This is a genomic window from Streptomyces sp. NPDC046939 (assembly GCF_040644575.1).
In the GTDB taxonomy this organism is placed as follows: Bacteria; Actinomycetota; Actinomycetes; order Streptomycetales; family Streptomycetaceae; genus Streptomyces.
This window is the reverse complement of sequence record NZ_JBEYWV010000014.1, coordinates 83,936-109,642: the sequence shown is the minus strand read 5'-3', so window position 1 is coordinate 109,642 and position 25,707 is coordinate 83,936. Positions and strand designations below refer to the sequence as shown.

General features: G+C 71.8%; 24 protein-coding genes. 14 read left to right on the top strand and 10 right to left on the bottom strand.

Features of this window, described 5'->3' with window-relative positions; translation table 11 throughout:
* The first annotated feature begins 38 nt into the window (after nt 1–38).
* The 10 genes from ABZ877_RS17520 (at nt 39) to ABZ877_RS17475 (ending at nt 9,346) form a co-directional block, all read left to right on the top strand.
* On the top strand, nt 39–1,739 hold the full coding sequence (locus ABZ877_RS17520) for a nitrite/sulfite reductase (protein ID WP_361071354.1): 1,701 nt from the start codon (nt 39–41) through the stop codon (nt 1,737–1,739).
* Nucleotides 1,736–1,924, top strand: a complete 189-nt coding sequence (locus ABZ877_RS17515) for a hypothetical protein (protein WP_361071351.1) — start codon at nt 1,736–1,738, stop codon at nt 1,922–1,924. Before ABZ877_RS17520 ends, ABZ877_RS17515 begins: the two co-directional genes overlap by 4 nt.
* Nucleotides 1,921–2,631 (top strand): phosphoadenylyl-sulfate reductase, encoded by a 711-nt coding sequence (locus tag ABZ877_RS17510; protein WP_361071348.1) that lies wholly within the window; start codon nt 1,921–1,923, stop codon nt 2,629–2,631. The genes ABZ877_RS17515 and ABZ877_RS17510 overlap by 4 nt, the downstream gene beginning before the upstream one ends.
* Nucleotides 2,624–3,232, top strand: coding sequence for an adenylyl-sulfate kinase (gene cysC, locus ABZ877_RS17505; protein ID WP_361071345.1), 609 nt, complete (start codon nt 2,624–2,626; stop codon nt 3,230–3,232). The genes ABZ877_RS17510 and cysC overlap by 8 nt, the downstream gene beginning before the upstream one ends.
* A complete protein-coding gene (gene cysD / locus ABZ877_RS17500) occupies nt 3,229–4,164 on the top strand; it encodes a sulfate adenylyltransferase subunit CysD (RefSeq protein ID WP_361071342.1) in 936 nt (311 codons plus the stop codon). Before cysC ends, cysD begins: the two co-directional genes overlap by 4 nt.
* A 2-nt stretch (nt 4,165–4,166) precedes the next feature.
* On the top strand, nt 4,167–5,528 hold the full coding sequence (locus ABZ877_RS17495) for a GTP-binding protein (RefSeq protein WP_361071339.1): 1,362 nt from the start codon (nt 4,167–4,169) through the stop codon (nt 5,526–5,528).
* A 226-nt stretch (nt 5,529–5,754) separates the two neighbouring features.
* Nucleotides 5,755–6,867 (top strand): aliphatic sulfonate ABC transporter substrate-binding protein, encoded by a 1,113-nt coding sequence (locus tag ABZ877_RS17490; protein ID WP_361071337.1) that lies wholly within the window; start codon nt 5,755–5,757, stop codon nt 6,865–6,867.
* A gap of 44 nt (nt 6,868–6,911) precedes the next feature.
* Entirely contained in the window at nt 6,912–7,703 is a 792-nt protein-coding gene (locus ABZ877_RS17485; protein WP_361071334.1) for an ABC transporter ATP-binding protein, read from the top strand.
* Entirely contained in the window at nt 7,690–8,595 is a 906-nt protein-coding gene (locus tag ABZ877_RS17480) for an ABC transporter permease (RefSeq protein WP_361071331.1), read from the top strand. The genes ABZ877_RS17485 and ABZ877_RS17480 overlap by 14 nt, the downstream gene beginning before the upstream one ends.
* Nucleotides 8,596–8,602: 7 nt before the next feature.
* Complete coding sequence (locus tag ABZ877_RS17475; RefSeq protein WP_361071328.1) at nt 8,603–9,346, top strand: sirohydrochlorin chelatase; 744 nt, start codon at nt 8,603–8,605, stop codon at nt 9,344–9,346.
* An 11-nt stretch (nt 9,347–9,357) separates the two neighbouring features.
* Here ABZ877_RS17475 and ABZ877_RS17470 read toward each other — a convergent pair whose 3' ends face one another.
* Nucleotides 9,358–10,344 carry a helix-turn-helix domain-containing protein gene (locus ABZ877_RS17470; RefSeq protein ID WP_361071325.1) on the bottom strand — a complete coding sequence of 329 codons (987 nt, stop codon included), beginning with the start codon at nt 10,342–10,344 and terminating at the stop codon, nt 9,358–9,360.
* A 93-nt stretch (nt 10,345–10,437) separates the two neighbouring features.
* Here ABZ877_RS17470 and ABZ877_RS17465 point away from each other — a divergent pair, with 93 nt between their 5' ends.
* Nucleotides 10,438–11,724 (top strand): MFS transporter, encoded by a 1,287-nt coding sequence (locus ABZ877_RS17465; protein WP_361071322.1) that lies wholly within the window; start codon nt 10,438–10,440, stop codon nt 11,722–11,724.
* A gap of 245 nt (nt 11,725–11,969) precedes the next feature.
* Here the strand turns inward: ABZ877_RS17465 and ABZ877_RS17460 are convergent, their stop codons facing one another.
* Together ABZ877_RS17460 and ABZ877_RS17455 are read right to left on the bottom strand one after the other, a co-directional pair.
* A complete protein-coding gene (locus ABZ877_RS17460; protein WP_361071320.1) occupies nt 11,970–12,497 on the bottom strand; it encodes a TIGR03086 family metal-binding protein in 528 nt (175 codons plus the stop codon).
* Nucleotides 12,498–12,558: 61 nt separating this feature from the next.
* A complete protein-coding gene (locus ABZ877_RS17455; protein WP_361071317.1) occupies nt 12,559–13,122 on the bottom strand; it encodes a DUF1697 domain-containing protein in 564 nt (187 codons plus the stop codon).
* Between the two features lie 167 nt (nt 13,123–13,289).
* On the opposite strand from ABZ877_RS17455, the gene ABZ877_RS17450 reads away from it, so the two are divergent.
* Together ABZ877_RS17450 and ABZ877_RS17445 are read left to right on the top strand one after the other, a co-directional pair.
* Entirely contained in the window at nt 13,290–15,575 is a 2,286-nt protein-coding gene (locus tag ABZ877_RS17450) for an MMPL family transporter (RefSeq protein ID WP_361071314.1), read from the top strand.
* Between the two features lie 114 nt (nt 15,576–15,689).
* Nucleotides 15,690–16,640: a hypothetical protein gene (locus ABZ877_RS17445; protein ID WP_361071312.1), complete on the top strand. Its 951-nt coding sequence runs from the start codon at nt 15,690–15,692 to the stop codon at nt 16,638–16,640.
* A gap of 6 nt (nt 16,641–16,646) precedes the next feature.
* Here ABZ877_RS17445 and mgt read toward each other — a convergent pair whose 3' ends face one another.
* From mgt to ABZ877_RS17425, 4 genes are all read right to left on the bottom strand, one after another.
* The gene (gene mgt, locus ABZ877_RS17440) at nt 16,647–17,867 is read right to left on the bottom strand and encodes a macrolide-inactivating glycosyltransferase (RefSeq protein WP_361071309.1); all 1,221 of its coding nucleotides are present in this window, start codon (nt 17,865–17,867) and stop codon (nt 16,647–16,649) included.
* A gap of 113 nt (nt 17,868–17,980) precedes the next feature.
* Nucleotides 17,981–19,273 carry a sugar ABC transporter substrate-binding protein gene (locus ABZ877_RS17435; RefSeq protein ID WP_361071307.1) on the bottom strand — a complete coding sequence of 431 codons (1,293 nt, stop codon included), beginning with the start codon at nt 19,271–19,273 and terminating at the stop codon, nt 17,981–17,983.
* Nucleotides 19,270–20,100 (bottom strand): carbohydrate ABC transporter permease, encoded by an 831-nt coding sequence (locus tag ABZ877_RS17430; RefSeq protein WP_361071592.1) that lies wholly within the window; start codon nt 20,098–20,100, stop codon nt 19,270–19,272. The genes ABZ877_RS17435 and ABZ877_RS17430 overlap by 4 nt, the downstream gene beginning before the upstream one ends.
* Nucleotides 20,100–21,023, bottom strand: a complete 924-nt coding sequence (locus ABZ877_RS17425; protein ID WP_361071304.1) for a sugar ABC transporter permease — start codon at nt 21,021–21,023, stop codon at nt 20,100–20,102. Before ABZ877_RS17425 ends, ABZ877_RS17430 begins: the two co-directional genes overlap by 1 nt.
* Nucleotides 21,024–21,181: 158 nt before the next feature.
* On the opposite strand from ABZ877_RS17425, the gene ABZ877_RS17420 reads away from it, so the two are divergent.
* Nucleotides 21,182–22,060, top strand: coding sequence for an aminoglycoside phosphotransferase family protein (locus ABZ877_RS17420; RefSeq protein WP_361071301.1), 879 nt, complete (start codon nt 21,182–21,184; stop codon nt 22,058–22,060).
* A gap of 64 nt (nt 22,061–22,124) precedes the next feature.
* On the opposite strand, the gene ABZ877_RS17415 is transcribed toward ABZ877_RS17420, so the two are convergent.
* From ABZ877_RS17415 to ABZ877_RS17405, 3 genes are all read right to left on the bottom strand, one after another.
* Nucleotides 22,125–22,901, bottom strand: a complete 777-nt coding sequence (locus ABZ877_RS17415; protein WP_361071298.1) for a 3'-5' exonuclease — start codon at nt 22,899–22,901, stop codon at nt 22,125–22,127.
* A gap of 94 nt (nt 22,902–22,995) precedes the next feature.
* Nucleotides 22,996–24,264, bottom strand: a complete 1,269-nt coding sequence (locus ABZ877_RS17410; RefSeq protein ID WP_361071295.1) for an SAV2148 family HEPN domain-containing protein — start codon at nt 24,262–24,264, stop codon at nt 22,996–22,998.
* A gap of 126 nt (nt 24,265–24,390) precedes the next feature.
* Nucleotides 24,391–25,707, bottom strand: a complete 1,317-nt coding sequence (locus tag ABZ877_RS17405; RefSeq protein ID WP_361071292.1) for a copper amine oxidase — start codon at nt 25,705–25,707, stop codon at nt 24,391–24,393.

Sequence of the window (25,707 nt, the reverse complement as noted above, 5' to 3'; positions counted from 1 at the left end):
TCAGAGCCGCACTGAGCCTGCCTGAAGGACGTTTACCCATGGCTGCCAACCCTGAGAAGCCCGCTGCCGCCGCGCCCCGCCGCAAGGTGAGCCGTCACCGCGGCGAGGGCCAGTGGGCCGTAGGCCACTTCACGCCGCTCAACGGCAATGAGCAGTTCAAGAAGGACGACGACGGTCTCAATGTGCGGACACGCATTGAGACGATCTACTCCAAGCGCGGCTTCGCCTCCATCGACCCCAACGATCTGCGCGGACGTATGCGCTGGTGGGGCCTGTACACCCAGCGCCGCCCCGGGATCGACGGCGGCAAGACGGCCGTCCTGGAGCCGGAGGAGCTGGACGACGAGTACTTCATGCTGCGCGTGCGCATCGACGGCGGGCGCCTGACCACCCGGCAGCTCCGGGTCATCGGCGAGATCTCGCAGGAGTTCGCGCGCGGCACCGCCGACATCACCGACCGGCAGAACGTGCAGTACCACTGGATCCGGATCGAGGACGTGCCCGAGATCTGGAACCGCCTGGAGGCCGTCGGCCTGTCGACCGTCACGGCCTGCGGCGACACCCCGCGTGTCATGATCGGGTCACCGGTCGCGGGCATCGCCGAGGACGAGATCATCGACGCCACGCCCGCCCTGGAGGAGATCAAGCGCCGCGTCCTGAACAACCCGGCGTACTCGAACCTGCCGCGCAAGTTCAAGACGGCCATCTCGGGCTCGCCGCTCCTGGACGTGGTGCACGAGATCAACGACGTCTCCTTCGTCGGCGTCGTCCACCCCGAGCACGGCCCCGGCTTCGACCTGTGGGTCGGCGGCGGCCTCTCCACCAACCCGAAGCTGGGCGTGCGGCTCGGCGCCTGGGTGCCGATCGAGGACGTGCCGGACGTGTACGAGGGCGTCATCTCGATCTTCCGCGACTACGGCTACCGCCGTCTGCGCACCCGTGCCCGCCTGAAGTTCCTCGTCGCCGACTGGGGCGCGGAGAAGTTCCGCCAGGTCCTTCAGGACGAGTACCTCGGCGGCCGCAAGCTCATCGACGGGCCCGCCCCCGCGCAGCCCTCCTCGCAGTGGCGCGACCACATCGGCGTCCACCGGCAGAAGGACGGCCGCTTCTACGTGGGCTTCGCCCCGCGCGTCGGCCGCGTCGACGGCGCCACGCTCACCAAGATCGCCGATCTGGCGGAGGCGCACGGCTCGGGCCGCGTCCACACCACCGTCGAGCAGAAGATGATCGTCCTCGACGTCGAGCAGGACCGGGTCGAATCGCTGATGGAGGGGCTGGAGGCGCTCGATCTGACCGCCCGCCCGTCCACGTTCCGGCGCGGCACGATGGCCTGCACCGGCATCGAGTTCTGCAAGCTCGCCATCGTCGAGACCAAGCAGCGCGGCGCCACCCTCATCGACGAACTGGAGCGCCGCCTCCCCGAGTTCGACGAGCCGCTCACCATCAACCTCAACGGCTGCCCGAACGCCTGCGCCCGTATCCAGGTCGCGGACATCGGTCTCAAGGGCCAGCTCATGCTCGACGCGAACGGCGAGCAGGTCGAGGGCTACCAGGTGCACCTCGGCGGCGCCCTCGGCCTGGAGGCCGGGTTCGGCCGCAAGGTCCGCGGCCTGAAGGTCACCGCGGCCGAGCTGCCGGACTACATCGAGCGGGTCCTCAAGCGCTTCCAGGCGGAGCGCGAGGAGGGCGAGCGGTTCGCCGCCTGGACGACCCGCGCCTCCGAGGAGGCCCTGTCGTGAGCGAGCGCGCCGCCCCCTTCTACTGCCCCTACTGCGGCGACGAGGACCTCCGGCCGAGCGAGGCCGCCGAGGGAAAGCACGGCGCCTGGGAATGCGGGGCATGCAACCGGGCCTTCCAGTTGAAGTTCCTCGGGCTCCTGGCCCAGGGACTGCGACGCAACGACGGCGGGAGGGAACAGATATGACGACGGCTCAGGTCCCCACGGACACGGCCGGGCTGAAGGCGCTCGCCGAGCGGGCCGGGCGCGACCTGGAGGACGCATCCGCCCTGGAGATCCTCCAGTGGGCGGCCGACACCTTCGGCCGGAAGTTCTGCGTGACCTCGTCCATGGAGGACGCGGTCGTCGCCCACCTCGCCTCCCGCGCCCTGCCCGGCGTCGACGTCGTCTTCCTCGACACCGGCTACCACTTCGAGGAGACCATCGGCACCCGCGACGCCGTCGAGGCCGTGATGGACGTCAACGTCATCACGCTCACGCCCCGGCAGACCGTCGCCGAGCAGGACGCCGAGTTCGGCCCGAGGCTGCACGACCGCGACCCCGACCTGTGCTGCGCGATGCGCAAGGTCAAGCCCCTGGAGGAAGGGCTGACCAAGTACGCCGCCTGGGCGACGGGGCTGCGCCGCGACGAGTCCCCGACCCGCGCGAACACGCCCGTCGTCGCCTGGGACGAGAAGCGGCAGAAGGTCAAGATCTCCCCCATCGCCCGCTGGACGCAGGACGACGTGGACGCCTACGTGGCCGAGCACGGCGTACTCACCAACCCGCTCCTGATGGACGGCTACGGCTCCGTGGGCTGCGCCCCGTGCACCCGCCGCCTCCTGGAGGGCGAGGACGCCCGCGCCGGACGCTGGGCGGGCCGGGCCAAGACCGAGTGCGGCATCCATGGCTGAGGCGACGAACCCCCCGGCCGGGGCGAGCGAGACCCCGCAGCACACAGAGACCTTGGAGAAACACGTGACCGGAGCCACGATCTGGCTCACGGGTCTGCCGAGCGCCGGCAAGACCACCATCGCCAATGAGCTGGCGAGGACGCTGCGCGCCGAGGGGCACCGGGTCGAGGTCCTCGACGGGGACGAGATCCGCGAGTTCCTCTCGGCGGGCCTCGGCTTCAGCCGCGAGGACCGCCACACCAACGTGCAGCGCATCGGTTTCCTCGCCGAACTCCTCGCCCGCAACGGCGTGCTGACGCTCGTCCCGGTGATCGCCCCCTACGCCGACAGCCGCGAGGCGGTGCGCAAGCGCCACCAGGCGGGCGGCACCGCCTACCTGGAGGTGCACGTCGCCACCCCCGTGGAGGTCTGCTCCGAGCGGGACGTGAAGGGGCTCTACGCCAAGCAGGCCGCGGGCGAGATCTCCGGGCTCACCGGGGTCGACGACCCGTACGAGGCGCCCGACTCGCCCGACCTGCGCATCGAGTCGCACCAGCAGAGCGTGCAGGAGTCCGCCGCCGCGCTCCGCGCGCTGCTCACCGAAAGGGGTCTCGCCGCATGACGACCGTAGTGACCGTCTCCGAGGAGACCGACAGCCCGTACGCCCTCAGCCACCTGGACGCCCTGGAGTCCGAGGCGGTGCACATCTTCCGCGAGGTGGCGGGCGAGTTCGAGCGGCCGGTGATCCTCTTCTCCGGCGGCAAGGACTCGATCGTCATGCTGCACCTGGCGCTGAAGGCGTTCGCCCCGGCGGCGATCCCCTTCTCGCTCCTGCACGTCGACACCGGGCACAACTTCCCCGAGGTCCTTGCATACCGCGACCGTGTCGTGGCCGAGCACGGCCTTCGCCTGCACGTCGCCTCCGTGCAGGACTACATCGACCGCGGTGTCCTCAAGGAGCGCCCGGACGGCACCCGCAACCCGCTCCAGACGCTCCCGCTGACGGAGAAGATCCAGGCGGAACGGTTCGACGCGGTGTTCGGCGGCGGCCGCCGCGACGAGGAGAAGGCCCGCGCCAAGGAGCGCGTGTTCTCCCTGCGCGACGAGTTCTCGCAGTGGGACCCGCGCCGCCAGCGCCCCGAGCTGTGGCAGCTCTACAACGGCCGCCACGCGCCCGGCGAGCACGTCCGCGTCTTCCCGCTGTCCAACTGGACCGAGCTGGACGTGTGGCAGTACATCGCCCGCGAGAACATCGAGCTGCCCGAGATCTACTACGCCCACGAGCGCCCGGTCTTCAAACGCAACGGCATGTGGCTGACGGCCGGCGAGTGGGGCGGCCCGAAGGAGAGCGAGAGCGTCGAGACGCGGCTCGTGCGCTACCGGACCGTCGGCGACATGTCCTGCACCGGCGCCGTCGACTCCGACGCGACGACCATCGAGAAGGTCATCGCCGAGATCGCCGTCTCCCGCCTCACCGAGCGGGGCGCCACCCGCGCCGACGACAAGATGTCCGAGGCCGCGATGGAAGACCGCAAGCGCGAGGGGTACTTCTAACCATGAGCACGTCCACTGCTGCCGAAGAGCTGGCGGGCCTGTCGGCCACGACCCTGCTGCGGTTCGCCACCGCCGGCTCCGTCGACGACGGCAAGTCCACCCTCGTGGGCCGCCTCCTGCACGACTCCAAGTCGGTCCTCACCGACCAGCTGGAGGCCGTCGAGCACGCCTCGCGCTCGCGCGGCGCCGCCGAGCCGGACCTCGCGCTGCTCACCGACGGCCTGCGCGCCGAGCGCGAGCAGGGCATCACCATCGACGTGGCGTACCGCTACTTCGCGACGCCCCGGCGCCGGTTCATCCTGGCCGACACCCCCGGCCACGTGCAGTACACCCGGAACATGGTGACCGGCGCCTCCACCGCCGACCTCGCCGTCGTCCTGGTCGACGCGCGCAACGGCGTCATCGAGCAGACCCGCCGCCACGCCGCCGTCGCCGCGCTCCTGCGCGTCCCGCACGTCGTCCTCGCCGTCAACAAGATGGACCTCGTCGACTACAAGGAGAGCGTCTTCGCGGCCATCGCCGAGGAGTTCACCGCGTACGCGGCGGGCCTCGGCGTCCCGGAGATCACCGCCATCCCGATCTCGGCGCTCGCCGGGGACAACGTGGTGGAGCCCTCCGCGCACATGGACTGGTACCCCGGCCCGACCGTCCTGGAGCACCTGGAGACGGTGCCGGTCAGCCACGACCTCACCAGCTGCCACGCGCGCCTGCCCGTGCAGTACGTGATCCGCCCGCAGACGCCCGAGCACCCCGACTACCGCGGCTACGCGGGCCAGATCGCCGCGGGCACGTTCCGCGTCGGCGAGTCCGTGACCGTACTGCCGTCCGGGCGCACGTCGAGGATCGCCGGGATCGACCTGCTCGGCCAGAAGGTCGACGTCGCGTGGACGCCGCAGTCCGTCACCGTCCTCCTGGAGGACGACATCGACATCTCGCGCGGCGACCTGATCGTGCCGAGCGACGACGCGCCCGCCACCTCGCAGGACATCGAGGCGACCGTCTGCCACGTCGCGGACACACCGCTCGCCGTCGGCCAGCGGGTGCTGCTCAAGCACACCACCCGCACGGTCAAGGCGATCGTCAAGGAGATCCCGTCGCGGCTCACGCTCGACGACCTCTCCCAGCACCCCGAGCCGGGGCAGCTCGTCGCCAACGACATCGGCCGCGTCAAGGTGCGCACCGCCGAGCCGCTCGCGCTCGACGACTACGCCGACTCCCGGCGCACGGGCTCCTTCCTGCTGATCGACCCGGCGGACGGGACGACGCTGGCCGCGGGCATGGCCGGCGAGTCCTTCGCCACCGCCGAGAAGCCGGCCGCGGACGCCGCCGACGCCGGCGCCGACGAGGACGGCTGGGACTTCTGACATGACCCTCTTCGACTACTACGGCACGTTCGCCAAGGAGGGCGGCCGTGTCGGCAGCGGCGCCCTCGGCAGCGGACAGGGCGGGGTCGGGCGATGTGCGTGCTGACGTACGCGCACTGCCCGCGCGCCCTCGCCCCCCACGCCGTTCGTCGAAGACGTAGACCTGCCGACCTCCCGGCCACGCCCTGAGCGCGTGACCGCCGGGCCAACGAGAGGAACACCTCCCGTGCCTGCCAACCGATCGACCCTCAAGCGCCGCGGCCTCGTCGCCGTCGCCGCGCTCCCGCTCCTCGCGCTCACCGCGACGGCCTGCGGCTACGGCTCGGACAGCGACGACAAGTCCAAGGAGAACGTCTCCGCCAAGGGCGAGGCGCTCTCCGCGGACACCGTCAAGATCGGCTACTTCGGGAACCTGACCCACGGCACCGCCCTCGTCGGCAAGCAGAAGGGCTTCTTCCAGAAGGAGCTCAAGGGCACGCAGGCGAAGTACCAGATCTTCAACGCCGGGCCCTCCGAGATCGAGGCGCTGAACTCCGGCTCCATCGACATCGGCTGGATCGGCCCCTCGCCGTCGATCAACGGCTACACCAAGTCGAAGAGCAAGTCGCTGCGCATCGTCTCCGGTTCGGCCTCCGGCGGCGTCAAGCTCGTCGTGAACCCGAAGAAGATCAAGACCCTGGACGACGTCAAGGGCAAGAAGATCGCCACCCCGCAGCTCGGCAACACCCAGGACGTCGCGCTCCTGAACTGGATCGCCGAGAAGGGCTGGAAGGTCGACGCCAACTCCGGCAAGGGCGACGTGTCCGTGGTCCGCACGGACAACAAGATCACCCCGGACGCCTACAAGTCCGGCTCCATCGACGGCGCCTGGGTGCCCGAGCCGACCGCGTCGAAGCTGGTCGCCGAGGGCGCCAAGGTGCTGCTCGACGAGGCGGACCTGTGGCCCGGCAAGAAGTTCGTGATCACGAACGTCATCGTGTCGCAGAAGTTCCTCAAGGCGCACCCGGACGTGGTCGAGGCCGTGCTGCGCGGCTCCGTGAAGACCAACGCGTGGATCAAGGCCAACCCCGACGAGGCGAAGGCCGTCGCCAACAAGGAGCTGGAGTCGGCCTCCGGCAAGGCGCTGCCCGCCAAGGTGCTCGACCCGGCGTGGAAGTCGATCGAGTTCACCGACGACCCGCTGGCCTCGACCCTCGACTCCGAGGCGGACCACGCGGTCAAGGCGGGTCTCCTGGACAAGCCCGACCTGGCCGGGATCTACGACCTGAAGCCGCTCAACAAGGTCCTCGCGGCCGAGGGCGGCGCCAAGGTCGACGACGCCGGTCTCGGCGTCAAGTAGCGCGCGAGTCCGCCGAGTTATACAGATCCCAGGAGGTGACGACCATGGCGACGACTCTCGCCAAGGCGGGTGACCCCGCCGCCCCGACGGGCGGCCGGGCGGCCCGGATCGAGCACGTCTCGAAGTCCTTCGCCACACCGGCGGGCCCCCAGCTCGTCCTGGACGACATCACGCTCGATGTCGCGCCGGGCGAGTTCGTCACGCTCCTGGGGGCCTCGGGGTGCGGCAAGTCGACGCTGCTCAATCTGGTGGCCGGGCTCGACCGGCCGTCCGCGGGCACCATCGCGACGGACGGGCGGCCCGCCCTGATGTTCCAGGAGCACGCCCTGTTCCCGTGGCTGACCGCGGGCAAGAACATCGAGCTCGCCCTGAAGCTGCGGGGCGTGGCGAAGAACGAACGGCGCACCCGCGCCGAGGAGCTGCTCGAACTGGTCCGGCTCCAGGACGCGTACGGCAAGCGCGTGCACGAGCTGTCCGGCGGCATGCGCCAGCGGGTCGCGCTCGCGCGGGCCCTCGCGCAGGACGCCGGGCTGCTGTTGATGGACGAGCCGTTCGCGGCGCTCGACGCGATCACGCGGGACGTGCTGCACGGCGAGCTGACCCGCATCTGGCGGGAGACGAACGTCTCCATCCTGTTCGTCACGCACAACGTGCGCGAGGCGGTGCGACTGGCGGAGCGCGTCGTGCTGCTCTCCTCCCGTCCCGGCCGGATCGCGCGCGAGTGGACGGTCGGCATCCCGCAGCCGCGCCGCATCGAGGACGCCGAGGTCGCGGAGCTCTCCGTCGAGATCACCGAACAACTGCGTGGGGAGATCCGCCGTCATGGCAAGGACTGAACCGACGGCGGCCGTCGACGAACGGCCCCGCAAGGACGATCTCGCGGGCCTGGAGGCGGGGCTCGACGCGCTGGAGACGAAGGACGACGGCCGCGTCCCCTTCACCCGCACCCTGCGGGAGAAGGTCCTGCCGCCTGTCACGGCGGTCCTCGTCGTGCTCGTGGTCTGGCAGGCGCTGATCTCCTTCAAGATCGTCGACGATCCGACGAAGCTGCCCGCGCCGTCGGACGTCTGGGACGAGGTGCGGACCGCCTGGCTCAAGGGCGAACTGCTCGGCTACATCTGGACGAGCGTCTCGCGCGGCCTGCTCGGCTTCCTCTTCGCCCTGATCATCGGCACGCCGCTCGGACTCCTTGTGGCGCGCGTGAAGTTCGTGCGCGCGGCGATCGGCCCGATCCTCTCCGGGCTCCAGTCGCTGCCCTCGGTGGCGTGGGTGCCGCCGGCCGTGATCTGGCTGGGCCTGAACGACTCGATGATGTACGCGGTGATCCTGCTCGGCGCCGTCCCCTCGATCGCCAACGGGCTCGTCTCCGGCGTCGACCAGGTGCCGCCGCTGTTCCTGCGCGCGGGCCGCACCCTGGGCGCGACGGGTGTGCGCGGCCTGTGGCACATCGTGCTTCCGGCGTCGCTGCCCGGCTACCTCGCCGGGCTCAAGCAGGGCTGGGCGTTCTCCTGGCGCTCGCTGATGGCGGCGGAGATCATCGCGTCCTCCCCCGACCTGGGCATCGGCCTCGGCCAGCTCCTCGAAAATGGTCGCAACAACTCGTCCATGGCCATGGTGTTCATGGCCATCCTGCTCATCCTGATCGTCGGCATCGTCATCGACATGCTGATCTTCAGCCCGCTGGAGCGCCGCGTCCTGCGCGGTCGCGGCCTCCTCGTGAAGAACTGAGCCACCCATGCGCCACACTCCCCCCGTCCTCCTGGTCATCGCCCACGGCAGCCGCGACCCGCGGCACGCCGCGACCGTGCACGCCCTCGTGCGCGAGGTACGGGCGCAGCGGCCGGGGGTCCGGGTGGAGACGGCGTTCCTGGAGTTCAACGTCCCGTCCGTGCCCGGGGTGCTCCGGTCCCTGGCGGCGGAGGGCGTCCGCGACGTGGTCGCCCTCCCCCTCCTCCTGACCCGCGCCTTCCACGCGAAGACGGACATCCCGTCGGTGCTGCGCGAGGCCCCGCCCACGCTCCGCATCCGCCAGGCCGACGTCCTCGGCCCCTCCCCGCTCCTCCTCGCGGCCCTCGAACGCCGCCTGTACGAGGCCGGGCTCACCCCGGCCGACAAGCCCACGACCGGGATCGTCCTGGCCTCGGCGGGCTCCTCCGACCCGGAGGCGATCGCAGTGATCGCTGACATCGCGCGGGAGTGGCGGCACACCGGCTGGTGCGCCGTGCGGCCTGCGTTCGCCTCCGCTTCCCTGCCCCGCACGGAGGACGCCGTACGCGAACTGCGCGCCCTGGGCTGCGAACGCGTCGCCGTCGCCCCGTACGTCCTGGCCCCCGGCCGCCTCCCCGACCGGATCGCGCGGGGTGCGGCCGAGGCGGACGCCCTGGCCGATGTCCTGGGCCCGGCGCCGGAGGTGGCCGGGGTCCTGCTGCACCGCTACCAGGACGCGTGCGTACGGGAGTTGACGGCGATCGGGGCCTGAGGCCCGGCCGGTCACCTCGCCCCGCACAGCCGCTCCCCCAGCTCGCTCCGCGCATAGCGCACGCTCCGGCCGCTGCGTGCCCGGGTCAGGAGTCCCGCGTCGTACAGGATCGCCAGGTGCTGGCTGACCGCGCCCGGGGTGACGGCGAGGCGGTGGGCCAGCTCCGTGGTCGAGGCGGGGTCCCGGAGGAGGTGGAGGATGCGGGCGCGCGAGGCGCCGAGGAGACGGGTCAGGGCCTCGTCGGTGGCCGGGGGCGGGGTCTCGGAGATGGTGGCGCGGCCCCGCGCCGGATAGCAGAGCAGCGGCGGGAGCACCGGGTCGATGTTGGTGTGCGCGCCGACGGCGAACAGGGTGGGGACGAGGACGAGGCCCCGGCCGCCGATCTCGATGTCGGCCTCGGACCAGGGGTGCCGGTCCAACTTCTTGACCAGGGTCAGGACTTCGCCGTTCCACGTCAGCCGGGGGTCGAGGCTCGCGAAGAGACCACCCGCTCCCTCCTCGGCCAGCACCTTCCCGCGGTACGCCAGATCGGACTCCAGCACGGTGTGGACGCGCGGCCACCAGTCGGGGGCCAGGCAGTCCTCCCAGTACGCCGTCAGGGCGCGGACGATGCGGTCGAGGAGCGCGGCGGGGTCGGCCAGGCCCGCGCGGACGACGGGAGGCAGGGGTTCACCGGCGTACGCGGCCGTGAAGTCGGCGGCCAGGGTGTGCGGCGGGGTGGCGCCGAGGGCCTTGAGCTGCTGGGCGAAGACCGGTCGCGGGCGGTCGGGGCGCGGCGTGAGGAAGTCCGGGATCCACAGGCTCGGGGCGATCAGCGCGGTCAGCACCTCGGTGTCCTGGCGGCGGAAGGCGGGGGCGAGGCGGCGCAGCCAGGGGCGCTGGTGCGGGTAGCGGGCGGGGTCGCGCCAGCAGCGCAGGGAGTAGACCGCCTCCTGGAGCGGTGAGTACGCGAACGACGTACGGGCCAGGTCACCCACGACGAAACGGAACTCGATCATTCCCCGGGGCTCCCGTCGTACCGTCTCCCGCCACCCTTTAGTCTCAGGCTAAAGGAATGTCCCCGGGTGAGGGCGGCCGGTTCGCTGGGGGCCATGACCCTTTCGCCGACCGACGTCCGTCACAAGTCCCCGGCCGCCACGCGCTTCCTCGGGACGCTGCCCACCGACCCGCTGTTGCTGCGCCTGTCCCTGTTCACCCTCCTCAACGCCTTCGGACGCGGACTGTTCTTCCCGGTCAGCGTCCTGTACTTCACGCGCGTCATCGGCCTCGGCGCCACCTCGGTCGGGGTCGGTCTGACCGTCGCGGGCCTGTTCGGGATCGCGGCCGGGGTGCCCGCCGGGTGGGCCTCGGACCGGTGGGGGCGCCGGCCCGTGCTGGCCGCGCTCTGGACCGGGTGCGGGGTGATGCTCGCGGCGTACACGGTGATCGGCTCCTACGCCTCGTTCCTGGCGGCGGCGATCGGGTACGCCGCGCTGTGCCAGGCGAGCATGGGGGTGCGCAACGCGCTCTACGCCGATGTGCTCCCCGCGCGCACGCGCGTGGAGGGCCGCGCGCATCTGCGCATGGTGACCAACGTGGGCATGGGCGCGGGCGGCGCGTTCGGCGCGCTCGCGCTCCAGGCGGACAGCCGCGCCGGGTACACGGCGCTGATCCTGGTCGACGCGGTGGCGTTCGTCGTCTCCGCCGTGCTCGTGCTCCGGCTGCCCGGGGGCGCGGGGCGGCGGACGGTTGGCCACGCGCGCGTGGAGAGCCCGTTGCGGGCGGTCCGCGATCTGCCGTACCTGGGGGTGACGGTCCTGAACGCCGTACTGGCCCTCCAGTACAGCCTGTTAAGGGTGGGCCTGCCGCTGTGGATCGTCCGGCACACGGACGCGCCGCGCTGGTCCGCCGCGCTCCTCATGGTCCTCAACTGCGCGCTGGTGGCACTGCTCCAGGTGCGGGCGACGCGCGGCGTGGAGGACCTGCCGGGCGCGGTGCGGGCGATGCGCCGCTCGGGGCTGCTGCTCGCCCTCGCGTGCGCGGTGTTCGCCTGCACGGCGGGGCTGTCGCCGCTGTGGGCGCTCACCGTCCTGGTGGTGGGTGCCGTGGTGCAGGTGCTCGCGGAGGTCCTGTCGGCGGCAGGCGGCTGGACCGTCGGCTACGGCCTGGCGGACGCCCGCGCGCAAGGCGTCTACCAGGGCGTCTTCAACTCCGGGCAGGCCGCGGCGACCATGGCCGCGCCCGCTCTGGTGACGGTGACGGCGATCGAACACGGCGCGGCGGGCTGGGCCGTGCTCGGGGCGCTGTTCGTCGCGGCGGGCCTGGGCGTGGGCCCCGCGGTGCGGTGGGCCCGCCGCGACGCGTGGCGCGGCGAGCACGCCGACTCCGTCAGCCCGTGACCGGCGCCGTGGTCCCGGCGGGGTCGCGCCCGCTGAGAGCCTGTCTTTGAACCCCCGTCGTCCGCGCGACGCGCGGGCGAAGCGGCGGTCGGTGCGTGCGATCGGCGTGCGGAGGCGCAGGTCATGTGGCGGAGCCACCTGTCCTGGGGCTCCGTGCGGCGAGCGTGCGTGCCGGGCGTCGGGGCGCAGGCGGGGGTTCAAAGACAGGCTCTCAGGGCCGGCGCCCGCTCGTAGGCCGAGGCGTCCTACCCCACCTCGGCCGGGTCGGCGAACCCCTCGTACTGGCGGTACAGCGCGGCGTTCTTCTCCACGACGTGCAGCAGCAGCGCGGCGGCGCCGTCCGACAGACGGAACTCCTGGCCGGTGGCGTGGGCGACGTCCCAGCCGTGCAGGACGAGCTCGGCCCACAGCATGGTGGCGACCTCGGGTGCGGGCTGCCGCGCGAACCCGAGGTCGATCTCGCCGTCCCAGACGTCGGGCTCCGCCCAGGCGGCCACGGCCCGGTCGAGCGCGGCGGCGAAGCCCGCGGCCCAGTCGGCGTCGGCGGTGAAGTCGCGGCCGGTCAGCTCCTCGGGCAACGGCAGGCGCCGGGCGCGGTGCTCCATGCCGTGCGAGCTGTAGACGACCCAGTGGTTGACGAGAGTGCGCACGTCCCAGTCGCCGCAGCCCGACGGGGCGTCGAGCGCTCCCGCGCCGACCCCCGCCGCGACGCGGGCGGCCTCGGCGGCGGCCTCGACGAGGTACGGGTACACCGTGTCCCTACGTTCTTCCATGCCGCCGACGCTAGGACCCGGCGCCCGTACCGCTCTTTAACAAACGCGACAGCGGGGCCCGCTAGTGGGCGCCGCTCGTCAGCTCCGCCAGTTTGACCACGGTGTTCCAGTTGCGGCTCGTCGCGACGACGCCCTTGTGGAGCGCCGGGCGGCTGAGCTGGGCGGCCAGCTTCGACACGCCGAGCCCTTCGGGGGCGTAGAGGTACAGGGCGCGGTCGCCGAGCCGGAACTCCTCCGGGGCGTACGCGGCCGGGTCGATCCCCGCGAACCGCTCCGCGGTGACCTGCTCGGAGAAGTAGGTGACGTGGAGCTGCTTGCCCTGCAGTTCGGCGGCGGGGAACGGGCACGCGTCCACGACGGACCTCAGGTACGCGTGCGCGCGTACGAGGACGTCGACCGTGAAGCCGAACTCCGCGCTGAGGGCGCCTTCGACGGAGCGCGCCAGCGTCGTCTCGGCGTCGGCACCGCCGTCGGCCGCGAAGGTGACGTTCCCGCTCTGGAGGTAGGTGCGGACGTCGGTGCAGCCGAGCCCCTCCACGAGGGTCCGGAGTCGCGCCATCGGCACCTTCTTGTTGCCGCCGACGTTGATCCCGCGCAGCAGGGCCGCATATCGCTTGGTCGCCATCGGCACAGGATAGGGCGGCCGCCCCCGTGTCCCTACGAGATCCGGGTCCCTATAGATGTAGGGGCCCGTCGTCATCCTCCGTGCGGAGCGGGGCGCCCCGCACTTCACCGACCAGCACGACGAACCCCGCCCCCGGCGCCCCTAGCTTCGAGGGCGGAGGTGACCTCATGGTGAGGAACGGGGAGCGGCGGGACCGGCGGGTGCGGGGGTTCGCCGCGCGGGCCGGCGGGTGGAGCGTGCGGCACCGGTGGGCGGCGGTGGGCATCTGGGTGCTGTTCGTCGTCCTGGCGATGGGCCTCGGCTCGGCGGCGGGCCGCGTCGACGTCGAGGACAGCGACCAGCTCAGCGGCGAGACCAGCCAGGCGTCGCGCATCGTCGAGGACGCGCACATCGACGAGCCCGCGGGCGAGACCGTGCTCGTCCAGGCGAAGGACGGGCGGCTGCGGGCCACCGCGCCGGAGTTCAAGGCGGCCGTCGCGGACGTCGTCAGGGCGGTCGAGGGCACGGGCGCGGTGACCAATGTGCGCTCGCCGTACGCCGCCCGGACGCAGACCGTGTCGAAGGACGGCCGCACCGCGCTCGTCCAGTTCGACATGCGGGGCGACCCCGACACGGCGGCCGACCGGGTGGAGCCCGTCCTGGACGCGGTGAAGGGTGTCGCGGGTGACCATGACGCGCTGCGGATCGAGGAGATCGGCGGCGCCAGCATGAACAAGACGTTCGACGACGCGTTCGGCGACGACTTCCAGCGGGCCGAGTTCTCGGCGGTGCCGGTGGCGCTCGGCATCCTGCTGATCGCGTTCGGCGCGCTCGTCGCGGCCCTGCTCCCGGTGGCGCTCGCCATCACCGCGATCATGGCGACGATGGGCCTGATGGGCGTCGTCAGCCACCTCCAGCCGATGAGCGAGACCGCCAACTCGGTGATGCTGCTCGTCGGGCTCGCGGTCGGCGTCGACTACTGCCTGTTCTATCTGCGCCGCGAGCGCGAGGAGCGGATGAAGGGGCACGATCCGCGGACGGCGCTGCGCGTCGCCGCCGCCACCAGCGGCCGGGCGATCATCGTCTCCGGTGTCACGGTGTGCGTGGCCATGGCGGGCATGATGTTCACCGGCCTCGCCGAGTTCCAGGCCATGGGGCTCGCCTCGCTGATGGTGGTGGCGGTCGCGATGGTCGGCTCGGTGACCGTGCTCCCGGCGCTGCTCTCGCTGCTCGGCGAGCGCGTGGAGAAGGGCCGTATCCCGTTCCTGCACCGCTCGAAGCGCCGGAACAACGGCAGCGGCGCGCAGGGCGAGAGCGGCAGCCGGTTCTGGCAGCGCGTCCTCGCCGTCGTCCTCGCGCGGCCCGCCGTCTCCGTCGTCGTCGCGGTCGGCGCGCTGCTCGCCGTCGCCGCGCCCGCGCTCGGCATGAAGACGCAGAACCTCACCCTGGACCAGGAGTTCGGGAACTCCCTGCCGATCGTGGCGACGTACGACCGGGTCAACGCGGCGTTCCCGGGCGGCTCCGACCCGGCCGAGGTCGTCGTGAAGGCCGACGACATCGAGGCCCCGGCGGTCCGGGCGGCCATCGCCGACTTCCGTGCCCAGGCCGTGAGTTCGGGCGCCTCGCGCGGCCCGGTCGAGGTCACCGTGCACGCCAAGGAGAACGTCGCGCTCATCGACGTACCCCTCGTCGGCGGCTCCGACCAGGACAAGGCCGAGAAGAGCCTCGCGCTCCTGCGGGACCAGGTGCGGCCCGGCACGCTGGGCAAGGTCGACGGCGTCGAGGCGCCCGTCACCGGGCAGGTCGCCGGGTCGAAGGACTTCAACGACCAGATCGTCGGCTCCGTCGTCCCGGTCTTCGTCTTCGTGGTCGTCTTCGCCTTCCTGCTGATGCTGCTCTCGTTCCGCTCGCTGACCGTCGCGGTCACGTCGATCGCGCTCAACCTGCTCTCCGTCGGAGCGGCGTACGGCATCCTCGTCGCCGTCTTCCAGAACGGCTGGGGCGCCTCGCTCGTCGGGGCGGAGGGGGTCGGGGCGATCATCTCCTGGCTGCCGCTGTTCCTCTTCGTGATCCTGTTCGGCCTGTCGATGGACTACCACGTGTTCGTGGTGTCGCGGATCAAGGAGGCGCGGCTCCAGGGGCGGTCGAACCTGGACGCCATCCGGCACGGGGTCGTCACGACGGCCGGTGTGGTGACCAGCGCCGCCGTCATCATGGTCGCCGTCTTCGCCATCTTCGGGACGCTGTCCATGCAGTCCTTCAAGCAGATGGGCGTGGGCCTCGCGGCGGCCGTCCTGATCGACGCGACCGTCATCAGGGGCGTGCTGCTCCCGGCGGTGATGGCGCTGCTCGGCGAGCGCAACTGGTACCTGCCGAAGTGGCTGCGCCGGATGCCCGACCTGAGCCATGACGAGGCCGCGCTCCCGGGCCCGCGACCGGCGTCGGACGAGCGTCCCGTGCGGGTTCTTCCATAAAACGTGGCCGGTAACGGGCGGTGTGCCGGGGCCCGTCGGTTCCACCGGGAACCGACGGGCCCCGGCGCGCATCAAGTGCCCTGAGAAACGGTGGACAACGGGGAGGATCACTCGATGGACAGGCGGACACTTCTGAAGGGCGCGCTGCTCGGCGCCGCCGCTCCGGCGACGGGGCTGCTCGCGGCGGCGCCCGCGGACGCGGCACCGGCGGCGTTCAACGTGCTGGTCGGCGACATCACGTCCGGCAAGATCATGCTGTTCGACCGCAACAAGCCGTTCACCGCGGCCAATGTGAAGTGGTCGCTGAACCCGGCCGGCGGCCACCCGATGGAGCACCGCTTCCGCGACACGAGCGGGGACGGGCAGGTCCTGCTCGTCGCGGCGGGCGACCCGAACAGCGGCACGGCGAGCATCTACCGGCGCCGCGACAAGCGGAAGCTGTGGTCGGCGAACGTGCCGAACTACCCGCACTGCATCGAGCGGGCGCGCGGCACCGGTGTCGTGGTCGTCGCCGGGCGCAGCAGGGGCAGCGGCGGCGGCTCCGCGACCGGCGGCAGCCTGCACGTCTTCCGGCCGGGCAACCAGCACAGCAGTTCGCTCGTCAAGGTGCAGACGATCCCGTTCCACCAGGCGCACGGCCTGCTCTGGGACCCGTCCCTGGACCGGATGTGGGCGATCGGCGGCAGCGTCCTGACCGCGTACCGGATCGTGACGACGGCGACCTCGGCGAAGCTGGTCGAGGACACCGCCCGCCGGATCAAGGTGACGCGCGGGCACGACGTGCAGCCGGACTACTCGCACCCCGGCCGTCTGCTGATCTGCGAGACGGGCGGTGTCTACGAGGTCGACAAGGCGACCATGAAGAAGAAGCTGCGCCACGACCGCAACCTCGTGAAGTCCTACGTCGAGCACAAGTCGGGCGAGCAGATGTGGACGGGCTCGGTGGCCGGCGGCAACGCGTTCGGCACCAAGTACGTCCACTTCAACCTGGGCACGACCCGGCCCCTGCAGACGCCGGGCGCGATCGTCTACAAGGCCAGGATCGACACCACGCTCTACCAGTGACCGGCCCTACTTGACGGGCAGTTCGGCCTCGATGAGGTCGGCCGCCCGCGGTGTGCCGCCCTCACCCGCCATCTCCTCGCGGATCGCGGCGAGGCGGCGCGCCACCTCGGGGTCGTCGACGAGCGCGAGGACCGCCGCGCGGAGGTTCTCGGCCGTCGCCTCCTCCATGGGAAGGTGCCGGGCGACTCCGAGTCCCTGGAGCATGTCGGCGTTGCCGAACTGGTCGACGGCCTGCGGGACGGCGACCATCGGCGTGGCGGTGGCGAGGCCCTCCTGGCTGCCGCCCGCGCCCGCGTGCGTGATGAACGCGTCGGCCTGCTGGAGCACGGACAACTGCGGCACCCAGTCGCGTACTTCGACGTTCGCGGGTACGGGCCCGAGATCGTCGGCGCTCACGTGCTTGCCGACCTGGAGCACCATGTGCCAGCCCGGCAGGTCGCCGAACGCCTTGACGCACTCGCGGTAGAAGCCGGGCTGCTTGGTGAACGACGAGCCGAGCGAGACGAGCAGCACCCGCTCGGCGTCGGCGGGCCGCTCCCAGGTGCCCTGCGCGGACCGGTCGCCCTGGCAGGCGCCGACGAAGGTGTACGTCTTCTCGTCGACCCGGTCGGCGTTCGGCTGGAGCGCCTTGGGGATGAGGACGAGGGAGCGGTCGGGGCGGCCCCAGAACTCCTCGGCCGTCTTCGTCACCCCGTTCTCCCGCAGCCAGGCGGTGAACTTGTCGAAGTAGGCCTTGCCGCGCGGCGTCGCGCGGGGCTCCGCCCACATCGGCTCGGCGACCTCCTCCTCGTACCCCTGCCAGGCGACGAGGTTCGGGGAGAGGGAGATCGCCGGGACGCCCCAGCGGTGGGCGAGGACGGCGGCCGGGTAGGAGGTGATGTCGTGCAGCACGAGGTCGGGGACGCCGACGCCGTCCGGGCCCTCGTAGGCGTCGATGAGCTGCGGCAGCGCCTGGACGGCGTCGTTCAGGAACGGCTCCACGTTGTCGAGGAGCGTCGTCCCCCAGGCCGCCGGGTCGTCGTCGGGGCCGGGCAGGGTCGTGCGGTAGAGCACCGGCTCGGCACCGGTCTCGGCGATCTTCTCCTCGAAGAGGTGCGGGATGGCGTACGTGACGCGGTGCCCCCGGGCGACCAGCTCGCGGATCACTTCCAGACTCGGGTTCACGTGCCCGTGCGCGGCGATGGAGAACATGGCGATGTGGGCCGGGGTACGGCGTTCCTGGTTCATCACCCCGCCACCATAAGCGAGACGATACGTCTCGTGCAAGACGTGACGTCTCGCGAATCCGTCCTGCCTCCGGCCGCGCCTCACGCGCGGCTCTCCTCCCGTCGCCGCCTGCGCTATCTCTGGTACCGCGCCAGTACCAAATTCCCGTCCTCGACCAGGCGGTGTCGCAGCTCGGGCAGGTCGATCGCGCCGCTGTAGTACTCCTGCAGCGCCGGGGTGGCGACCTTGTCCTTCCATTCCGGGTAGCCGCGCACCGACTGGGCCGGGGCCGGGCGGAGGTGGGTGGCGAGGGCGGTGCCGGTGGCCCAGTCGTTGTCGGTGGTGTGCAGCGCGGGGTCCTTCAGCGCGCGCGTGCCCGTGGGCAGCATCCAGTCGCCGAGGGCGAGGCGGACCATGTTGCGCGGCCGGAGCAGGAAGTCGATGAACTCGGCCGCCTCCTTCTTGTGCGCGCTGTCCTGGGCGACGGACAGGGTCTGCGGGCTGACGCCCTGGGTGAGCCCGTCCGCCCCGGCCGGTGCGGGCAGCACCTGCCAGTCGAACCCCTTGGGCGCCTGCTGGACGATCTGCTGCCGGTAGGAGAAGCCGAGCGGCACCATCGCGTACTTGCCCGCGAAGAAGCCGGGGAGCGTGTCGGAGCCGCCCATGCCGAGCGTCGTGCTCGACGCGCTGTGGTCGAAGTTCACCTGGTCGTGCACGGTGCGCGGCATCACCGCGTCGGCCGCCCCGAACCGGATCGTCACCTTGCCGTCCGCGCCCCGGTGGAACATCTTCCCGCCGGTCGACAGGGACAGATTGAGGGTCGCGGACACGGGTTCCTTGAGCGGCCAGGCGACCCCGTACCTGCCCTTGGCCCTGTCCGTGAGCCGGGCGGCGGCCGCGCGGAACTCCTCCCAGGACCAGGGGCGTTCCGGCGTCGGGACGCGCACGCCCGCTTCCTTCAGCCGCTTCGCGTCGGCGATCAGGACGCGCGGCTCCTGGAGAAACGGGACGCCGTAGATCCCGTCCCCGAAGGTCGCGGTCTCCCAACTGCGGCGCGGGATGTCCGCCTTGAGGCGGGCGGGAAGATACGCGCGCAGGTCCGCGAGGTAGCCGCCGTAGGCGAAGTCGGCCAGGTCGTCGGAGGCGTCGTGGATGATGTCGGGCGCCTCGCCGCCCTCGAAGGCGGTCAGCAGTTGGTCGTGGACGCTGTCCCAACTGCCCTGTACGTATCTGACCTGGACGTCGGGGTGGGTCGCGTTCCACTCCTCCACCAACTGCTTGGTGGCGTCGACGGACTCCTTCTGCCAGGCGAGCGACTGAAACTCCAGGGTGACCCGGCCGCCGGTCTCCTCGGGGCCGGAGGTGCAGCCGGCGAGGAGGAGCGCCGCCGCGACCATGGCGAGCAACGTGCGCACACGGGCCGTCATTTGACCGCCCCCGCCAGCATCCCGCCCGCGATCCGCTTCTGGATCAACGCGAAGATCACCAGGGACGGGAGCGTCGCCAGGAACGCCGCCGCGGCGAGCGGGCCGAGGTCCGCGACGCCCTCCGCGCCGAGGAAGTGCGTCAGGATCACCGGCAGCGTCTGCCGCTCCGGCGTCTTCATCAGGACCAGGGCGAAGAAGAACTCGTTCCAGGCGCTGATGAACGCGAACAGGCCCGTCGCGACGATCCCGGGCACGAGCAGCGGCGCCGTCACCGAGACCAGGACGCGCAGCCTGCCCGCCCCGTCGACCGCCGCCGCCTCCTCCAGCTCCCGCGGCACCGCCCGTACGTAGCCGACGAGCATCCACAGCGCGAAGGGCAGCGCCCACACCACGTACACCATGATCAGCCCCGACAACGCGTTGATCAGGTGGAAGGTCTTCAGGATCAGAAAGAGCGGGATGATGATCAGGACGAACGGGAACGCCTGGCTGATCACCACCCAGCCGGTCGTCGCCCGCGACACGAGCGAGCGGTGGCGGGCCATGACGTACGCCATCGGGACCGCGATGACCAGCGCGATCACGGCGGCGCCGACCGCCACGAGCAGCGAGTTCCCCGCCGCGCGCAACAACGGCTGTTCGTCGAAGGCCTGCCGGAAGTTGTCGAGGGTCGGGTCCTTCGGGAGCCAGGTGGGGTGCAGGCTCGCGAGTTCGCGCGGCGGCTTGAACGCGGTGGAGATCAGCCACAGGAACGGCAGGACGAGGAAGGCCAGATAGGCCAGGAGCGCGAGGTACTGGCCCGCGCGGACGGGCCGGGAGGGCTTCATCACTGCTCGTCGCCTCCCTTCAGGCGGCCCACGAGGTAGAGGGCGAGGAGGATCGAGATGACGGCGACCATGACACAGCCCATCGCCGCCGCGTAGCCGAACTGCCCGTAGCGGAACGCCTCTTCGTACGCGAACAGCATGGGCAGCCGGGTGCGTCCGCCGGGCCCGCCGTTGGTCAGGACGTAGACCAGGGCGAAGCTGTTGAAGTTCCAGATGAAGTTCAGCGCGGTGATGGCGAGCGCGACCGGGCGGATCGCGGGCCAGGTCACCGTGCGGAACCGGCGCCACGCCCCCGCCCCGTCCATCGCTGCGGCCTCGTGCAGCTCGCGCGGGGTGTGCTGCAACCCGGCGAGGAGGGCGACCGTGGTCTGCGGCATGCCCGCCCAGACGCCGACGACGATGACGGCGGGCAGCGCGGTGCCCAGGCCGGACAGCCAGTCGCGGCCGTCGCCGAGGCCGAGGTCGCGCAGCGTCTCGTTGAGGATGCCCGCGTCCGGGTGGTAGACGAGGCGCCACATGATGCCGACGACGACCTCCGGCATCGCCCACGGCACGATCGCGAGCGCCCGCGCCAGCCAGCGCAGGCGCAGCTCCTCGTTGAGCAGGAGCGCGAGGCCGAGCGCGAGCACGAACTGCGGCACCGTCACACCGGCCGCCCACAGCAGGCCGATGCGGAACGACTCCCAGAAGAGCGTGTCGTGGAGCAGGTCACTGAAGTTCAGGGCGCCGACCCACCGCGTCGCCGTGGTGCGGCCCGACTGGGAGTCGGTGAAGGCGAGCCCGATGCCGTAGAGGAGCGGGCCGACGCTCAGGACCAGGATCGGCAGGAGCGCGGGGAGCACCAGGAACCAGGCGCCCTGTTCCCGATGGCGTGCGGACGCGGGAGGTCGTCCCGTCCGTGGTCGTGCGGTCGCCGAGGTCACGGATGCGACTCCTTCGGACGGGTCCGGTGGTGCTGGGTCCGGTACGTGCGGCTGTCCCGGCGGCCCCCGTCATGGTGCTGAGCCGGTCCGGTGACGTCAAGACATTCGGACCAGTGCGAGACTGGGCCGGGTACCGGCAGGAACGCGGGAGGCGAGTGATGGACGAGGTACGGGCACGGGACGTGCTGGCCCGGGCGGGTGTCGTGGACGGCCCCGCGGACGGCGCGGAGCTGCTCGCGCTCGGCGAGAACGCGGTGTTCGCCGCAGGCGACCTCGTGGTCAAGGTGGGCCGGGACAGCGGCCTCGCCCCCGAGCTGCTCGACCGGGCGCGGCGCGAGGTGTCCATCGCCGCGTACCTCGCCGAGCACGGCGTCCCCGCCGTCCGGCCCGCCAAGGCCGAGCCGCTGGTCGTCGACGGGCATCCGGTGACCGTGTGGCACCGCATCCCCGACGCGGTGCGGCCCGCCGAGCCGCGCGACCTCGCGGAGCTGCTGAAGCTGGTGCACGCGCTGCCCGAGCCGACCGGGTTCACGCTGCCCCGGCGGGAACTGCTCGGGGGTGTCGAACGCTGGCTGCGGCTCGCGGGCGACGCGATCGACCCGGCGGACGCGGCGTACTTGCGTGAGCGGCGCGACGGGTTCGCCGCCGCTGCCGCCGCGCTGACGCCCCGGCTCGCTCCCGGGCCCATCCACGGTGATGCGCTGCCCCGCAATGTGCACATCGGTCCCGAGGGGCCCGTTCTGGTGGACCTGGAGACGTTCTCGTCCGATTTCCGTGAGCACGATCTCGTGGTGATGGCGCTGTCGCGGGACCGGTACGGGGTGCCTGCGGCGGCTTATGACGGGTTTGTCGCCGCCTACGGGTGGGATGTGCGGGAGTGGGAGGGGTGTGCGGTGTTGCGCGGGGCGCGGGAGACGGCGTCCTGTGCGTGGGTTGCGCAGCATGCGGGGGGCAATCCTGCGGCCCTTGCGGAGTTTCGGCGGCGGGTGGGGTCGTTGCGGGACGGCGACACGGCCGTTCGCTGGTACCCGTTCTGAGGTTCGGTCCGTTGGCGGGTGCGCCGCCGTGTGCACGGGGGCTTCGCCCCCGGACCCCCAGTCCTCAAACGCCGGACGGGCTGGATTTTTCCGGGCTGGATTTCGCCGGGCTGGGATTGGCCGGGCTGGATTTCGCCGGGGTGGACTTGATCGGCCACGTCGGGTCCACCATCGCGGTCTCGTCGCCCTTGGTCCGTAGGAAGTTCTGGAAGTCCGTCGCCCACTGCGCGTACCACTCCACCTGGCGGCGGTGCAGCTCCGCCGGGCCGAGGCCCGCGACCTTCGGGTGGCGGTCGGCTATCGCGCGGGCGAGGAGCGCCGCGGCGAGGGCGTCCGCCGAGGCGTCGTGGGCGGCGTCGAGCGTGACGCCGTACTCGGTGCAGACCGCCTCCAGATTGCGCTTGCCGCGGCGGTAGCGGTCGGCGGTGCGGTCGATCGTGTACGGGTCGATGACCGGCGCCGGGTCCGTGCCGAGCCGCTCGTGCAACGAGGGCAGTCCGTGGCGGGCGAGTTCGGCGGAGAGCAGGGTCAGATCGAACGTCGCGTTGTACGCCACCACCGGGACGCCCGTGCGCCAGTAGCCGGTCAGGACGTCGGCGACGGCGTCCGCCACGCGGTCGGCCGGCTCGCCCTGCGCCCGCGCCCGCTCGTTGCTGATGCCGTGGACGGCGACCGCCTCGTCCGGAATGGGTACGCCCGGGTCGGCGAGCCACTGCTTGTGGCCGAGGACGGCGCCGTCCCTGACCTCTATGACGGCGGCGGTGACGATGCGCGCCTCGCGCGGATCCGTGCCCGTCGTCTCCAGGTCGAAGCCGACCATCAGCTCCCGGTGCCAGCCCATGACAGCCCCCTTCTCGTGGTGCGTTCCCCCAGTGACCACCACCTTCGCACGCGCCACTGACAATCCGTTTGGGCGCCCGCTCGCGAGGGGGTTCTCAGGACACCGGGCGGGCGTCGGCCCACGCCTGCTCGAACTCGTCCCGGTAGGTCACGAACAGTCCGTTCTCCCCGGCGTCCGGCGAGGCGTTCGCCCGCACCGTGCGGCCGCCGCCGCGCAGGACGAGGACCGGCGCCTCCATCCCGCGCGAGCGGCGCAGATAGGACTGGACGACGGCGATGCCGTCCGCGCCGTCGCCGTCGACGAGGTAGGCGGTGAAGCGCGGCGTCTCGTCGAAGACCTGGATCTCGAACGCGCCGGGGTCGCGCAGCCGGGCCCGCACGCGCCGCATGTGCAGGATGTTCATCTCGACGGCGCGGCTCAGTTCGCCCCGTTTGATCCCGAGTTCCCGCTCGCGCCGTTTGACCGCGCTGGAGGCCGGGTTGAGGAAGAGCAGCCGGACGCGGGCGCCCGCGTCGGCGAGGCGGACGAGGCGGCGGCCGGAGAAGTTCTGCACGAGCAGGTTGAGGCCGATGCCGATGGCGTCCAGGCGGCGGGCGCCGCCGAAGAGATCCTCGGCGGGGAACTGGCGCAGCAGCCGCACCCGGTCGGAGTGGACGGCGACGACGTCCGCGAACCGGTCGCCGACCAGCTCCTCCACCGCGTCGATGGGCAGGCGGCGCGCGGCGGGGACGTCGGAGCCCGCGCCGAGCATCTCCAGGAGGCGGGCGGAGGCGCGCTCGGCCTGGGCGAGGACCGTCTCGTTGAGGGCGCGGTTGCGGGAGACCACGTTGCGGGTGACCTCCAGCTCGTCCAGGGCGAGCTCGACGTCGCGCCGCTCGTCGAAGTACGGCTCGAAGCACGGCCAGTGCTGCACCATCAGCTCCCGCAGTTGCGGCAGGGTCAGGAACGACAGCACGTTGTCGTCGGCCGGGTCCAGGAGGTAGCCCTTGCGGCGGCTGACCTCGCGCACGGCGACGGCCCGCTGCACCCACTCCTGCCCGGCGGGCCCGGCGGCGGCCACGACCCAGTCGTCGCCGTGCACGGGCTCGTAGACGGGCCGCAGCACGGCGGCGACGACGGCGCGCAGCCGCTGCTCGACCAGGTTCAGCCAGATGTAGGCGCGCCCGGCCCGCTGCGCGCGCGTACGCACCTCGCGCCAGGCGTCGGGGCCCCAGTCCAGTTCGGGGCCGATCTGGGACCCCACGTCCATGGGCCGGGCCAGTGACACCGCTTGGGGCGGGATGTCCGTGGCGGCCGCCCCCTGACCCTCCTGGCCTTCGTGACCGTCGTCACCAGGGGGCAGCTCAAGCCCTCCCGAGCTCACCCGCTCCGCACCGCCTTCCGCTCCCCCGAGCTTGTCCCTGAGCTTGTCGGAGCACTCCCCAACAACGATCAAGGAAGGGTACTCCGGGAGCGGCGGGCGGTGCAGCCGGATGGGGAGGAGAGTTCGTCAACGGCCCAGCGGGGGCTCCCCGTTCTGGTTCGCGAGGTCCGCCGGAGTGAGCGGGCTCATGGCCGTGACGTCCCTCGGGGCCAGCGAGAAGCCCTGCCAGTGGACCGGCATGGGCTGCTGGTCCTCGTCCCGGGCGATGTGGTGGAACCCTATGTTGACCCAGGCGATCGGGTTCTTCAGGGCCTGGCCGCCGACCCATTTGTCCACGCTCGCGCCGCCGCAGTTGGAGGCGGGGTTGTTGCTCGCGTACTGCTCGCACTTGTTGTACTCGGTGAAGTACAGGTCGTGCTTGGTGAAGGAGCGGCCGGGGAACTTGGCCGAGCGGCCGGGCACGAACTCGTAGGAGCGGGGGTGGCCGTCCTTGTTCTTGCCGGCGGTGGAGACCACGCGCCACCAGCGCATGTTCGCCGCGTCACCGGCGAGTTCCTTGGTGACGGGGGTCCTGGTGGTCTTGGTGGTGGGCGAGCCGTTGCCGCGCGGGGCGGTCACCTTGGAGTCGTACTGCTCGATCTTGCTCTTGGAGGAGCCGTCGAGGCCGAAGTTGAGCCGCCAGAACACGTTGTGGCTGTGGCTCTCGGCGTAGGCGCTGGCGCCCTTGCCGATGGGCCAGCCCTTGCCGTCGGTGCCCTTGTAGTCGTACGGGGAGAGGCTGCCGGTCGCGCCGACGTTGGAGGTGATGGTGCCGTCGGAGGAGAAGCGCCACTCGGTGATGTACTCGTACCAGGACGCCTTGTTGACCGTGTAGACGAGCAGGTCCTTGCCCTGGGCGCTGTAGAGCTTGCCGCGGCCGCCGGTCGACTCGTCGTCGTGCAGGCGGTACGCGTGCCCGCGCGCACGCGTGGTCGCGCACAGCCCGGCGACGTTGCCGCGGTCGGGGACCTTCACCGTCTTGATGGTGCCGCCGGGGCACTCGGCGGGGCGCAGCGCCTGGAGGGCCTGGCCGAAGTCGGTGCCGGTGACGTCGTCGTACTCGGTCTCCCCGTCGTCGTAGGGGACATGGACCTGCGCGAGGCGGGCACTGGTGAGGACACGGATCGGCTTCGGCTCGCTCTTGGGCTGGTAGCTCACGTCGTCCAGGACGAGACCGGAGAGGGTGTTGTAGTGCCAGCACATGCGCCAGGTGGTACCGCCGTCGAGGGTCTGCTCGATCTGGTACGCGGCCGAGCAGGCGGGCGCGGCGGCCGCGGGCGCCTGGGGCGCGGCGCCGGCGGAGGGTGCGGTGGCGAAGGCGGTGCCGAGCAGCGCGGTGACCGCGAGGCCGGTGAGGGCGGCAGCGGGCCTCGTGCGGGCGCGCCGGACTCTGTTCACGTGCAT